This window comes from Tundrisphaera lichenicola (assembly GCF_051175385.1).
Lineage (GTDB): Bacteria > Planctomycetota > Planctomycetia > Isosphaerales > Isosphaeraceae > Tundrisphaera > Tundrisphaera lichenicola.
In genome coordinates, this window is sequence record NZ_CP195106.1 from 3,279,910 (window position 1) to 3,293,985 (window position 14,076).

9 protein-coding genes are annotated in these 14,076 nt (G+C 63.7%); 8 read left to right on the top strand and 1 reads right to left on the bottom strand.

The annotated features are described in order from the left end of the window. Positions 1-59: 59 nt before the first annotated feature. From P12x_RS13060 to P12x_RS13080, 5 genes are all read left to right on the top strand, one after another. Positions 60-1,184 carry a lysylphosphatidylglycerol synthase transmembrane domain-containing protein gene (locus tag P12x_RS13060; RefSeq protein ID WP_435011305.1) on the top strand — a complete coding sequence of 375 codons (1,125 nt, stop codon included), beginning with the start codon at positions 60-62 and terminating at the stop codon, positions 1,182-1,184. A 161-nt stretch (positions 1,185-1,345) separates the two neighbouring features. Further along, positions 1,346-2,392, top strand: a complete 1,047-nt coding sequence (locus P12x_RS13065) for a 3'-5' exoribonuclease YhaM family protein (protein WP_435011306.1) — start codon at positions 1,346-1,348, stop codon at positions 2,390-2,392. A gap of 133 nt (positions 2,393-2,525) precedes the next feature. Then, positions 2,526-2,978, top strand: a complete 453-nt coding sequence (locus P12x_RS13070; protein WP_435011307.1) for a hypothetical protein — start codon at positions 2,526-2,528, stop codon at positions 2,976-2,978. 468 nt (positions 2,979-3,446) lie between these two features. Then, positions 3,447-5,627: a glutamine synthetase III gene (locus tag P12x_RS13075; protein WP_435011308.1), complete on the top strand. Its 2,181-nt coding sequence runs from the start codon at positions 3,447-3,449 to the stop codon at positions 5,625-5,627. A gap of 144 nt (positions 5,628-5,771) precedes the next feature. After that, positions 5,772-6,212 carry a hypothetical protein gene (locus tag P12x_RS13080; protein WP_435011309.1) on the top strand — a complete coding sequence of 147 codons (441 nt, stop codon included), beginning with the start codon at positions 5,772-5,774 and terminating at the stop codon, positions 6,210-6,212. 135 nt (positions 6,213-6,347) lie between these two features. Here P12x_RS13080 and P12x_RS13085 read toward each other — a convergent pair whose 3' ends face one another. After that, on the bottom strand, positions 6,348-7,721 hold the full coding sequence (locus P12x_RS13085) for an ammonium transporter (RefSeq protein WP_435011310.1): 1,374 nt from the start codon (positions 7,719-7,721) through the stop codon (positions 6,348-6,350). Between the two features lie 723 nt (positions 7,722-8,444). Here P12x_RS13085 and P12x_RS13090 point away from each other — a divergent pair. The 3 genes from P12x_RS13090 to P12x_RS13100 all read left to right on the top strand — a co-directional run bounded on the left by P12x_RS13090 (position 8,445) and on the right by P12x_RS13100 (position 14,024). Further along, on the top strand, positions 8,445-9,962 hold the full coding sequence (locus P12x_RS13090; protein ID WP_435011311.1) for an outer membrane beta-barrel protein: 1,518 nt from the start codon (positions 8,445-8,447) through the stop codon (positions 9,960-9,962). 402 nt (positions 9,963-10,364) lie between these two features. Then, positions 10,365-12,545 (top strand): glutamine synthetase III, encoded by a 2,181-nt coding sequence (locus tag P12x_RS13095; RefSeq protein ID WP_435011312.1) that lies wholly within the window; start codon positions 10,365-10,367, stop codon positions 12,543-12,545. Positions 12,546-12,614: 69 nt separating this feature from the next. Further along, positions 12,615-14,024, top strand: coding sequence for a hypothetical protein (locus P12x_RS13100; protein ID WP_435011313.1), 1,410 nt, complete (start codon positions 12,615-12,617; stop codon positions 14,022-14,024). Positions 14,025-14,076: the final 52 nt, after the last annotated feature.

The window sequence follows — 14,076 nt, forward strand, 5'->3', positions numbered from 1 at the left end:
GCTAGATATTGGCAAGAGGCCAGGCCGGTCTCCCCTGGATTTCCCGAGGTGAACCCACCGTGTCCAAGATCTTCGCTCACCCCTGGGTCCGGAGGCTGGCCCTGGCCGTCCTGGTTTGCCTGATCGCCGCCGGGATGGCATCGAGCCTGTCCCGTCATGGCGGCCCGATGTTCCGGGCGGCCTCCGATCTCTCGATGGGCCACCTGGGGCTGGCCCTGTTCCTGAGCCTGGCCTACCGGGTGGTCAACGCGACCGGCTGGGGCCTGATCCTCGGAGCCCTGGGCGAGCCGGTGAAGGCGATCCCGGCCGCCCGGATCTGGCTGGCCTCGGAGGCTTGCCGATGGCTCCCCGGCAGTCTCTGGTCGTTCGGGTCGAGGGCGGTCCTGGCGACTCGTCGGGGGCTGGCCGGGCCGGTCGTCGCCGCCAGCCTCGCCCTGGAGCTGGTCGTGACCACCCTCGCCTGGGGAGTCGTCGCCCTGGTGGGCTTCCGGAGCCTGAAATGGCCCGAGAGCTGGACCGCCCACGACCCCTCGACGGTCGGGGCCTGGATCCTCGGGACCCTCCTCATCGGGGGTGCCCTGGGATACGGGGCCAGCCATTCCTCCCGGGTCCGGAACAAGGTCGCCGGGACCCTCGATCGCCTCCGAGGCCTCCGAACGGCCGGGGTCGATGGTCGGAAACTCTTCAGGGGCTTCCTCTTCTACGTGGCGATGGGGATCTTCAACGGCCTGACCCTGGTGGTGATCGTCCGGTCGATCCCCGGCGGCTCGGACTGCCCGATCCCGGCCATCATCGCGGCCAACGCGATTTCTTGGATCGTGGGATTCTTCGCGCTCTTCGCGCCCGGGGGCCTGATCGTCCGCGAGGCCTGCCTGGCCTCGATGCTCGTCCCCTGGATGTCGCCGGGGCAAGCCATCGCCATCGCCCTGGCCTGGAGGCTGATCCAGATCATCGCCGAGGCCGGCTGTTTCGCGGGGATCGTCGCCACGGGCCTGCCCCAGCGATTGAGGACCGCCCACGAACCGCAGCCCGACCGGCAACGATCGCCGGCCCCCCTCGGGAGTTCGAGACCGGAGCATCAACCCTCATCCCGCCCCGGCCGGACGGCTCCCACGGCGACCCCCGGTTCGACGAGGCCGCCCATTTCCCCTGATCGACACGATCGACACCGAGCCCACCCTTGAACCTTTGACCAGTCTTGTAGGGGACAACCGAACATGATATCTCCTTGAACCGTAGTCGCCAGATGATTAGCTCAACCTCGGGCGGGCGCATCGACGATAAAATGGGATGCGTCGTGGTGTGAGACCATCGCGAGGGGGCGGCGGGAAAGGGGCGTCGGGGCATGGCGGGCACGGACACGGCGATCGTGAGGCTCTCCGACCTGGAAGATGGCCAGGAGGGGGAATTCTTCGCCGCGCTGGTGAAGACCGATCGAGGGACCGACAAGCACGGCAACCCCTATTACAAGTGCCACTTCCGCGACAAGCGGGCGACCCGGGTGGCCCCGATCTGGTCGTCCGACCCGCTCCTGCCGTTCGCCGCCGAGTGGATCCCCTTCGAAGGATTCCGGATCCGGGCCAAGGCCGAAGATTCCAAGTTCGGCCCCCAGATCAAGATCATCGAATGCCGCCAGGTCGTCCCCGAGGACGAGGCCGACGGCTACGACTTCTTCGACCTCGTCGAGAGTTCGAAGTATCCGCCCGGATCGTGCTACGCGCGGATCCTCGGATTCGTCGAGCAGCACATCCGGAGGCCCGAGCTGGCCCGCCTGGTCCGCGAGATCCTCGACGAGAACTCCGAGCTATTCCAGAAGATGCCCGCGGCGCAGAGCCTGCACCACGGCTTCAGCGGCGGTCTGGTGGAACACATCTGGAGCGTCACCCGGGTCTGCACGCTCCTGCTCCGGCACTATGGCGAATATTACGACAACCTGAATCCCCCCCTCGATCGAGACGTTGTCGTGGCCGCCGCGATCCTGCACGACATCGGCAAGCTTCGCGAGCTGGCCTACCACCCGGTCGAGGCCAAGTACACCAAGCACGGGACCTTGATCGGGCACATCGTCCTGGGCCGCGACATGATCCGCGACAAGGCCCGCGAGATCGGCGATTTCCCCGAGGAGACGCTCATGCTCCTGGAGCACGCGATCCTCGCCCACCACGGCCGGATGGAGTACGGGGCGCCCAAGGAACCGGCGACCCTCGAAGCCCTGATCGTCCACTACGCCGACGAGATCGACGCCAAGATGAATGCCGTGGTCGGCGAACGGATGCGATCGACCACCCAGGAGGAGTTCACCGGCAAGATCTTCGCGGTCGACAACCGCCGATTCTACAAGGGGATCCCGGTCGAGGCCCCGCCCGTCGACGACCTCGACCACCTGGCCTGAACGAGAGGGACGCGTCTCGACTCGCCCCTAGGCGACTCGGGGCGACTCCCCTACAATTGTTCCGTCCCGGCGAGGGCCGAATCCTGCCCCTCGGGTTGGTCCGATTTCCCCCGAACACCGAGAGATCTCACCGATGACCCCGACCCGACGTTTCGGATGGTCCTTAGTCGCACTCCTGGCTTTCGCCGGCTGCGAGGCCGGGACCACGACGACCGAGACCTCCATCCCCGCCGCCCCGGGCTCCCCCGAAGCGACCCCCGCACCTTCACCCGAAGCCCCCAAGGACGCCACCGAGGTCACCCCGCTGCCGGTCGAGCCGGCCAAGGATGAGGCCCCGAAGGGCGCCGACGCCTCGAAACTTTCCGAGGAAGAACTGGCCGAGATCAAGAAGCTCTCGCCCGAAGACCAGGCCATCGCACTGGCCCAGGTAACCTGCCCGGTCAGCGGCGACAACCTGGGTGAAGGCGGCATGGGCGTCCCGATCAAGCAGGTGATCGACGGAAAGACCTTCTTCATCTGCTGTGCGGGCTGCGAGAAGGCCGTCAAGTCCGACCCCGCCGCGGTCCTCGCCAAGCTCAAGAAGTAATCGCACCGTACGCTCCCCTGCCTGATCTCCCGGCCCGATCCGGAACCCGCCCCGATCTCGGGCGGGTACTGGCAGTCGACGGGCGTCCCCGCTATGATACATCCCCAAGCGAGAATCGGATGACGGGCCCCCCCGGTCCCCTGGGCGGGCCTCGACTTCGGTCCCAATCGGCAACGCTCCGCGAGACCCTCGGCGGACCCAACCCGCCCCGGAATCATTCGGCCCCGATCGCTCTCCCCGATCGGGTCCTCGCGACCGCCGAGAACGGCTCGGATGCGCCCACGCGTCCGGACCCAGGGCCCGACGTCGATGCCTTCACGGCGAGCAGCCGCACTTCTCCGCCGACCCCCAACGCCTGGCCAACCTCGTCGGAACGCCCCTCGGGACGGATGAATTCCGGACCTGGATCAACGCCCGGACGGTCAGGGGTCCTCTTCCTTCATTCATCCCCCAGGGACCGAACACGTCATGGGTCAGACCACCGCCCGCCAGGCCGCCATCGCCGCCGTCGTCGCCCGGCCGCCGGATACCGCACGCATCCTCGCCGAGACACCCGTCCGACAGCTCTTCGGCATCAACGTCTTCTCCGACGAGGTCATGCGCAGCCGCCTCCCCGAGGCCGTCTACAAGGCCCTCCGATCCACCATCAAGAAGGGCGTCGCACTCGACCCCAGCATCGCCGACGTCGCCGCCGCCGCCATGAAAGAGTGGGCCATGGAACGCGGGGCCACCCACTACACCCACTGGTTCCAGCCCATGACCGGGCTCACCGCCGAGAAGCACGACTCCTTCCTCGCACCCACCGACGCCGGGACCGCCATCGCCGAATTCTCCGGCAAGGAACTCGTCCGAGGCGAGCCCGACGCCTCCAGCTTCCCCTCCGGCGGCATCCGAGCCACCTTCGAGGCCCGAGGATACACCGCCTGGGACCCCACCAGTCCCGCATTCATCCTCGAAAATCCCAACGGCACCACACTCTGCATCCCCACCGCATTCTGCTCCTGGACCGGCGAGGCCCTCGACAAGAAGACCCCCCTGCTCCGGTCCATGGACGCGGTCTCCAGGCAGGCCCTCCGCGTCCTCAAGCTCTTCAAGAGCGAGGCCTCCCACGTCTACGCCACCTGCGGGCCCGAGCAGGAATACTTCCTCATCGATAAACACTTCTACTTCTCTCGCCCCGACCTCATCAACGCCGGGCGGACCCTCTTCGGGGCCAAGCCCCCCAAGGGCCAGGAGATGGAGGACCACTACTTCGGCGCCATCCCCGAACGCGTCCTGGCCTGCATGCTCGAGACCGAACTCGAACTCTACAAGCTCGGCGTCCCCGTCAAGACCCGCCACAACGAGGTCGCACCCAGCCAGTATGAGCTGGCCCCCCTCTTCGAAAACGCCAACGTCGCCACCGATCACAATATGCTGATCATGGAGACCATGAAACGCGTCGCCGACCGCTACGGCCTCCAGCTCCTGCTCCACGAGAAGCCCTTCGCCGGCGTCAACGGCTCGGGCAAGCACGTCAACTGGAGCCTCTCCGACGACCTCGGCAACAACCTGCTCCGCCCCGGCGACAGCCCCCACGAGAACGCCCAGTTCCTCGTCTTCCTCGCCGCCGTCCTCGTGGCCGTCTCACGCCACGGCGACCTCCTCAGGCTCTCCGTCGCCCACGCCGGCAACGACCACCGCCTGGGAGCCAACGAGGCCCCCCCGGCCATCGTCAGCGTCTTCCTCGGAGACATGCTCCAGGACATCGTCGAGCAGATCGAGAAGGGGGGCGCCAAGTCCACCAAGGCCGGCGGCACCATGCAGATCGGCGTCTCCACCCTGCCCACCCTCCCCCGAGACGCCGGCGACCGCAACCGCACCAGCCCCTTCGCCTTCACCGGCAACAAGTTCGAGTTCCGCGCCGTCGGATCCAGCCAGTCCATCGCCGGACCCAACGTGGTCCTCAACACCATCGTCGCCGAGGCACTGGACGAGGTCGCCACCAAGCTCGAGGCCGCCATCCAGGCCGGAAAGGACCTCAACGCCGAGATCCAGGCCATCCTCCCCGGCATGATCGCCGAGGCCAAGAAGGTCATCTTCAACGGCGACGGCTACTCCGAGGCCTGGCACAAGGAGGCCGAGGCCCGCGGCCTGCCCAACCGCAAGAACACCATCGACAGCATCCCCGACGTCATCTCCCCCAAGGCCGTGGCCCTCTTCGGCAAGTACGGCGTGCTCTCCGAACGCGAGCTCCACTCCCGCTACGAGATCTACCTGGAGAACTACAAGAAGACCATCGCCATCGAGTCCGGCCTGACCTGGCAGATCGCCTACCGACAGATCCTGCCGGCGGCCATCCGCTACCAGGGCGAGGTCGCCAGCTCGATCGGGGCGCTGAAGGCCGCCGGGGTGGCCGTGCCCGAGGGGCAGACCAAGCTGCTGGGGGATCTCTCGAAGACCATCGGCGAGTTGCAGGCCGGGCTGGCCGAGCTGGAGAAGTCGGCCGAGGACCACGCCGGGGACTCGATGGCCCACGCCAAGCACGCCCGGGACGCCGTGATCCCGGCCATGGCCCGGGTCCGGGCCGCCGGCGACAAGCTGGAGACACTCGTGGCCGACGACCTCTGGCCACTCCCCACCTACCAGGAAATGCTCTTCATCAAGTAAGCCACGGCTGAGCGAAATCGCGAAAACCAAGGCCCGCCGCCCTCTCCTCAACGGAGAGGGCGGCGGGCCTTTTCGTAGGTGCCGTGACGCATAATCTTCGATCACTGGGATGCGAAAGGGCAGAGAACTCTCGGAGGATCATCGATGGCTCTGGTCAAGCGAGATGAACACTGGTACGGCGAGGATCAAGGCGACATACGGATCGAGTTGATCCGCTACAGCGAGCTCAATTCCTACCTGGCCGAGCATTTCGCCGACGCGGCCTGTCCGTGTGGGTCGAAGGCCTTTCGACTCCAGATGGATGAGGGCGCGGGCGTGGCGGTTCGGACCTGCCCAACGTGCGGGGCCGAGCATCCGATCGGCGATAGCGAAGACTACCTGGCCGATGCCGAGTTCGAAGAGTGCGAATGTTTGTGCGGTGGTGCGATCTTCGAAGTCACCGCCGGGGTCGCCCTGTACGAAGACAGCGAGGATGTTAAGTGGATCTATCTCGGATGCCGATGCGTGACATGCGGCCTCACCGCCTGCTATGGCGATTGGAAGAATGAAGCCGACGGCTACCGGGAGTTGCTCGACCGGGTGTGATCAGCCCCGGCGATCCTCGTCGAGAAGGATTGCAAAAGCAGGCCGGCCGACGCCCCTGGAGCGGGAGCATCGGCCGGCTTCGGTTCGTCGATCGGGGCGAGTGGTTCGCCCCTATTTCCGAGGATTCCGAGAGGATCAGACGCCGCTGGAGACCAGGGCTCCGTGGGCGGGATCCTCGGCACCCATGAGGAGGTCGGCCCCCAGGGCCGTCTCGCCGTGCTGGCTGAGGTCGAGGCCGACCTCTTCCTGCTCGGGGGTGACGCGGAGGGGGATGATCAGGTCGGTGATCTTGAAGAGGATCAGCGAGCCGAAGAAGGCGAAAGCCGAGACGACCACCAGGGCGATCATGTGCGAGATGAACAGGGCGGTCTCGCCGTCGGCCAGGCCATGATCGGCGAAGATCCCGGTGGCGATCATGCCCACCATCCCGCCGACGCCGTGGCAGGGGAAGACGTCGAGGGTGTCGTCGAGGGTCGACTTGGTCCGGAGGTGAACCGCCAGGTTGCTGACCACGCTGGCCACCACGCCGATGATGATGCTCTCGCGAACGGTCACGAAGCCGGCCGCCGGGGTGATCGCCACCAGCCCGACCACGGCTCCGATGCACGCGCCCAGGGCCGAGGGCTTGTTGCCGCGGAGCCAGTCGAAGAACATCCAGGAGAGCATAGCCGCGGCCGAGGCGGTGTTGGTCGTGGCGAAGGCCAGGGTCGCCGTGCCGTTGGCGGCCAGGGCGGAACCGGCGTTGAAGCCGAACCAGCCGAACCAGAGCATCCCGGTGCCCAGGAGCACGAACGGCACGTTGGCCGGCGAGTGGGCTTCCTTGTTGATGTGGCTCTTCCGGCGACCCAGGAGCATCGCCCCGGCCAGCGCCGCCCATCCGGCCGACATGTGGACCACGGTCCCGCCGGCGAAGTCGAGCACGCCCATCGTCCGGAGGAACCCGTTGGGGTGCCAGGTCCAGTGGGCCAGAGGCGAGTAGATGAAGATGCTGAACAGCACGATGAACAGCAGGTACGACGAGAACCGGACCCGCTCGGCGAACGAGCCGGTGATCAGGGCCGGGGTGATGATGGCGAACTTGAGCTGGAATAGCGCGAAGAGCAACAGCGGGATCGTCGGGGCGAGATCCTTGTTGGTCAGATCTTTCACGCCGTCGAAGAACAGGAACGTCAGCGGATTGCCCACGACCCCCTTGCCGGCAATCGAGATGCTGTCGCCGAAGGCCAGGCTGAAGCCGACGGCCACCCAGACCAGGCTGATCACGCCCAGCGCCACGACGCTCTGGAGCATCGTCGAGACCACGTTCTTGAAGCCGACCATGCCCCCGTAGAAGAACGAGAGGCCCGGCGTCATCAGCAGGACCAAGGCCGAGGCCGTGAGCATCCAGGCGACGTCGCCCGAATTGATCGGGTCGCCACCCTCGGCCGCGGTCGGCCGGGCCGGGACGAACAGGGCCGCGAGGGCGAGCACCAACAAGAGCACGAACGGGATGGGAGCCACGCGTTTCATGACTTTGGTCACCTGGGTTCAGGCGGGCCGTGGGGCGGCCGGCGGGATGGGGAAGGGTCGACCACGCTGGTGGCCCGGGCGTCCCGATCCTGGGAGAGAAGATCGAGAGAGGGCACCGAGGACGAATCCTCAACACCGACGTCCGGGGCGGAGGGAAAAATCAAAGACCGACGATCCAAAGACTGGGGGAACTCGACGGAAGGCGGACCGGGCAATCCTCGGGAGGTTGAGAAGCCTTCGAGGCTCGATCATCCAGAAGCCCAAATCCTGCGCGACGACCGGCGAGGCGTCGATCGTCGGAGGATCACCGGGGGCGGACGCTCGTCCCGCCTGTTTCACAGTCTGGATTTCGCAATAATATGACGTGAATTTCCCGGAATGCAAGACCCCACATCCCAGTAAGTCGAGACCAACAGGCAATTTCCCGCAATTCGTTGGACAAGGATTCGCGTTCGACCCGATGCCCGACGGGACAATCACCAGCCTCGAAACAGTCCACGCAACCCGCCCAACCCCCACTGCGATCAGATCCAGAAGTCCCAGCACAATCCCAATTTGACACAAATCCCTTGAGGACGAGCGCATCCCTGACGATAAGTGGGTACGGAAAGTTGGGATTGCCCGGGAGGATGCGTTCATATCGGACGTCCGGGCGATGATCGAGGAGTGGCAGGACAGCCTTCCCCCCTTATCAAATCAGGAAGACTTGAGGAGTCGTTCAGGATGAACGTCAATCATAATAAATCGACCTTCGCGCTCATTGCCGCGTTGGTCCTTGGTCTTTGCGGGCTCGCCGAAGCCCAGATGGATCGTTCGGGAGCGGCCCCCCGAGCCTATGCCCCGTATGACGGCCAGGCCGTCATTCGGACCCAGGCCCCGGCCGACGATGCACCCATCCCGCCGGTCCCGCCGACGAACCCCGGCGGCGAGGCCGCGATGGAGTCGACCAACACCGACCTCAGCCTGCCCGCTTCCGAGCGAGAAGGCCTGGGCGGCGAGCCGACCGACACTGCCCTCGCCGCCGAGACGCCCGCCGAGGAGGAGGAGACCGACGAGACCAAGCTCCTCATGAAGTTGCTGCACATGGATCCCGAGTCCAAGATCCAGGTCTACGGTTGGCTCCAGAACAGCTTCACCGGCAACACCAACGGCCGCCCCGCCAATGGATTCAATTTCGGCGTCAACCCGAACAATCGGGCCAATCAGTGGATGGGCAACCAGTATTATCTGATCTTCGAAAAGCCGCTGGAACAGAACGACGAGATCAACTTCGGCTTCCGAATTGATAGTCTCTTCGGCAACGACGCCCAGTTCAACCACGCCAAGGGGATCTTCGACCGGGCCTTCACCGCCAATCGGTTCTCGCAATACGACCCCGCCCAGTACTATGCCGAAGTCCACCTCCCCTGGTTCACCGAGGGTGGCCTCGACATCAAGGGCGGCCGATTCTACACCCTGGCCGGCTACGAGGTGGTCCCCGCGACCGGCAGGCCGCTGCTCTCGGTCCCCTATATGTTCAACTACGGCCAGCCGTTCACCCACTCCGGCATGGTCTCCACCCTGCACCTCACCAAGAACATCAACATCTATAACGGTGCCATCAACGGCTGGGACCGCCAGTTCGACCAGCGGTACACCTGGGGATACATCGGCGGGTTCAGCGCCACCAGCGAGAGCGGCAAGACCTCGCTCTCCACGATCTTCATCTCCGGCCCCAACCAGTTCCCGACCTTCCTGCCGGCCAGCCAGAACCCGATCTACCCGACCGGCTCGATCCCCCCGCCCCCTCAGTTCGCCGGCAAGGCCAACCCCGGATACCACAGCAATGGCCGCTACCTCTTCACCACGGTGCTGACCCATAAGTGGAGTGACAAGCTGACCCAGGTGCTCGAGACCGACCAGGGCTGGGAGACCAACGTGCCCTTCGCCCTGGGCAACACCGGTGGATTCAACCGGCAAAACGCCCAGTGGTATAGCTTCGGCAACTGGTTCCTCTACCAGTTCAACGAGAAACTGACCGGCGTCTGGCGGTCGGAAATCTTCCGCGACAACAACGGCGTCCGGACCGGGACCGCGGCCAACTACTCCGAATTCACCCTGGGTGCCATCTACAAGCCCAAGCCCTACCTCTGGATCCGCCCCGAGGCTCGTTACGACTTCACCGACGGGGCGAAGGTCTACAACGACAACACGCGGAGCAGCCAGTTCACCCTCGGCTTCGACGTCATCCTGCTCTTCTGAACGAGCGACCCGCCATTCCTCTCCCAACTCTCCCGGGACGCCCGGCCCTCCTCCTTCGAGGACGGCCGGGCGATCTCGTTGGCCCGATCCCTTCGAGCCCGGCTTGCCCGTCGGGCCCTAGCGGTCGGTCGTCGGGACCGATATAATGCGACCCCGAGCCAGAATGGGTCGGCAAGCCCGCCCGGGGACCGGATCGATCGAAGGACGAAGCTCCACGATCCCGGCCCGATCGGTCTCCTCGAGATCGCCGCAAGACGCCCTGGTGCGACTCGTCGAACCTGCCGCCCTTCCCCTCTCCACCATCGCCCGACCGTCGAAGGCCAGGGTCCCCGCTCGGTCGATCCCGATCCGCGTCGACGCGACGACATGCGTCCCACAACTCTCACCGGAGCCGAACACGTCATGGGTCAGACCACCGCCCGCCAGGCCGCCATCGCCGCCGTCGTCGCCAGGCCGCCGGACACCGCACGCATCCTCGCCGAGACACCCGTCCGACAGCTCTTCGGCATCAACGTCTTCTCCGACGAGGTCATGCGCAGCCGCCTCCCCGAGGCCGTCTACAAGGCCCTCCGATCCACCATCAAGAAGGGCGTCGCACTCGACCCCAGCATCGCCGACGTCGCCGCCGCCGCCATGAAAGAGTGGGCCATGGAACGCGGGGCCACCCACTACACCCACTGGTTCCAGCCCATGACCGGGCTCACCGCCGAGAAGCACGACTCCTTCCTCGCACCCACCGACGCCGGGACCGCCATCGCCGAATTCTCCGGCAAGGAACTCGTCCGAGGCGAGCCCGACGCCTCCAGCTTCCCCTCAGGCGGCATCCGAGCCACCTTCGAGGCACGCGGCTACACCGCCTGGGACCCCACCAGCCCCGCATTCATCCTCGAGAACCCCAACGGAACCACCCTCTGCATCCCCACCGCATTCTGCTCCTGGACCGGCGAGGCCCTCGACAAGAAGACCCCCCTGCTCCGGTCCATGGACGCGGTCTCCAGGCAGGCCCTCCGCATCCTCAAGCTCTTCAAGAGCGAGGCCGCCCACGTCTACGCCACCTGCGGACCCGAGCAGGAATACTTCCTCATCGATAAACACTTCTACTTCTCCAGGCCCGACCTCATCAACGCCGGACGCACCCTCTTCGGGGCCAAGCCCCCCAAGGGCCAGGAGATGGAGGACCACTACTTCGGCGCCATCCCCGAACGCGTCCTGGCCTGCATGCTCGAGACCGAGCTGGAACTCTACAAGCTCGGCGTCCCCGTCAAGACCCGCCACAACGAGGTCGCACCCAGCCAGTATGAGCTGGCCCCCCTCTTCGAGAACGCCAACGTCGCCACCGATCACAATATGCTGATCATGGAGACCATGAAACGCGTCGCCGACCGCTACGGCCTCCAGCTCCTCCTGCACGAGAAGCCCTTCGCCGGCGTCAACGGCTCGGGCAAGCACGTCAACTGGAGCCTCTCCGACGACCTGGGCAACAACCTGCTCCGCCCCGGCGACAGCCCCCACGAGAACGCCCAGTTCCTCGTCTTCCTCGCCGCCGTCCTGGTGGCCGTCTCCCGCCACGGCGACCTCCTCAGGCTCTCCGTCGCCCACGCCGGCAACGACCACCGCCTGGGAGCCAACGAGGCCCCGCCGGCCATCGTCAGCGTCTTCCTCGGAGACATGCTCCAGGACATCGTCGAGCAGATCGAGAAGGGGGGCGCCAAGTCCACCAAGGCCGGCGGCACCATGCAGATCGGCGTCTCCACCCTGCCCACCCTCCCCCGAGACGCCGGCGACCGCAACCGCACCAGCCCCTTCGCCTTCACCGGCAACAAGTTCGAGTTCCGCGCCGTCGGGTCCAGCCAGTCCATCGCCGGACCCAACGTGGTCCTCAACACCATCGTCGCCGAGGCCCTGGACGAGGTCGCCACCAAGCTCGAGGCCGCCATCCAGGCCGGCAAGGACCTCAACGCCGAGATCCAGGCCATCCTCCCCGGCATGATCGCCGAGGCCAAGAAGGTCATCTTCAACGGCGACGGCTACTCCGAGGCCTGGCACAAGGAGGCCGAGGCCCGCGGCCTGCCCAACCGCAAGAACACCATCGACAGCATCCCCGACGTCATCTCCCCCAAGGCCGTGGCCCTCTTCGGCAAGTACGGCGTCCTCTCCGAACGAGAGCTCCACTCGCGGTACGAGATCTACCTGGAGAACTACAAGAAGACCATCGCCATCGAGAGCGGCTTGACCTGGCAGATCGCCTACCGCCAGATCCTGCCGGCGGCCATCCGATACCAGGGGGAGGTGGCCAGCTCGATCGGGGCGCTGAAGGCCGCCGGGGTGGCCGTGCCCGAGGGGCAGACCAAGCTGCTGGGGGATCTCTCGAAGACCATCGGCGAGCTGCAGGCCGGGCTGGCCGAGCTGGAGAAGTCGGCCGAGGACCACGCCGGGGACTCGATGGCCCACGCCAAGCACGCCCGGGACGCGGTGATCCCGGCCATGGCCCGGGTCCGGGCCGCCGGCGACAAGCTGGAGACACTCGTGGCCGACGACCTCTGGCCACTCCCCACCTACCAGGAAATGCTCTTCATCAAGTAACATCGAGGACGAGAATAGAGAGAAGTAAGAGTCCGCCGCCATCACCAGGTGGCGGCGGATTAAGAGACTTTGAAAGATTTGATCCTTTGGCGTATACTCACTTCCATGCCATCAATGATAGAAACACTCAAGCGTCGCGGGATACTCACTCGCAAAGGCATATCCAAATCCGCCATAAACAAATTGACTGAGACAAAATATGTGAATTTGATGGAAAACCTAATAGAAGATACGAGGCCTCTGAGCTTTGCGCCAATTCCGGGCACGCAAACTCATGCTGCATCGCTCACATTGGGTGGCAGCAGAGACGGCTGCTCTAATCTCAGCTGCCGCATGCAAAGAATCGATGAACTTGCTCGCTTTGCAGTCATGCTTAGCGATTCCTTGTACATCAACAATTTTATTACCGATTACTCTCACCGATTAGAACGTTTTTCAGAAAACGAAATCAAAGAGTCTTTATTCGACGATATCGAGATAATTCTTAAATTAGAACCACTCCTGCGGGCTGGCCTAATTCAATTTGCGAGTCCTCCAGAACACGCCTGTCCCAACTGCTGGTCTAACGACTTGATTAGTCGCGAGATGGCCTACAAACTCGACCAAGAAGAGGTTTCGCTCGCAAACAAATATTATGAGTATTCTTCCATTTCAGCCGAGTATTTAGCAGACGAATTCTTCGCCTATCTTGTCAATTGCCCGGAACCCTACCTAGAGCATGGATTCATCGCATACACTCGAGATTCTATCCCGGAACCTCTTGCTTCAATGCCAAGGCTCAAAAAAAGGCTCGAGCAGGGAGAGAAACTGATTCTGTCTAAGAACATACGGAACAAAATTGGACTACACAACAAGATGGCCGCATCAGCTATCAAAAATATTACGTTCGAAATGACGCTCGCGCAACTGTTCGATTCATCATTTGTTACCAGCAACGACTTACACGTTAATATCCTTAACAAAATACACAACGAACCGAGCACGATTAGCAGAAATGCGATTGCACAGCAACATCTGACCTCAATTTTACCTATGCTTGAAAACTCACATATCGAGAGTATCATCAAAATTCGTGCCCGCGAGCCCGACGCCTTCATTCAGTATCGCGCAGCACTATACAAAACAATCGACGAATACCGGAAATCCGACACAGGATTCAACAAGAGTAAGGCAAAGCAACTGTTCTCGGACGTGTTAGAACCCAGGCTAGTATCCCTCGACCAAAAACTCAAACAAGCCCAATCGGACCTGCTTACCAACACATTCAGAAGCACTGTAGGAATAATCGGAGCGATTTCGTTTGGGATTTACAGTGGCATGATACCGAGCGACTTAATGGAAGCAGCGAAGTCTTTAGGCTATGGGAAACTAGCGATCGATTACCTACAGAAATTAATGGCTATGCAAGACGCTAGAAACGGCATTAAATCAGATGACTTGTATTTTCTTTGGAAAGTTCGAAAGCTAGGACATCAATGATTGAGACAGATTGACTTCGCTCAACGAAGTTCGACGTCAATTCGGCTCAATC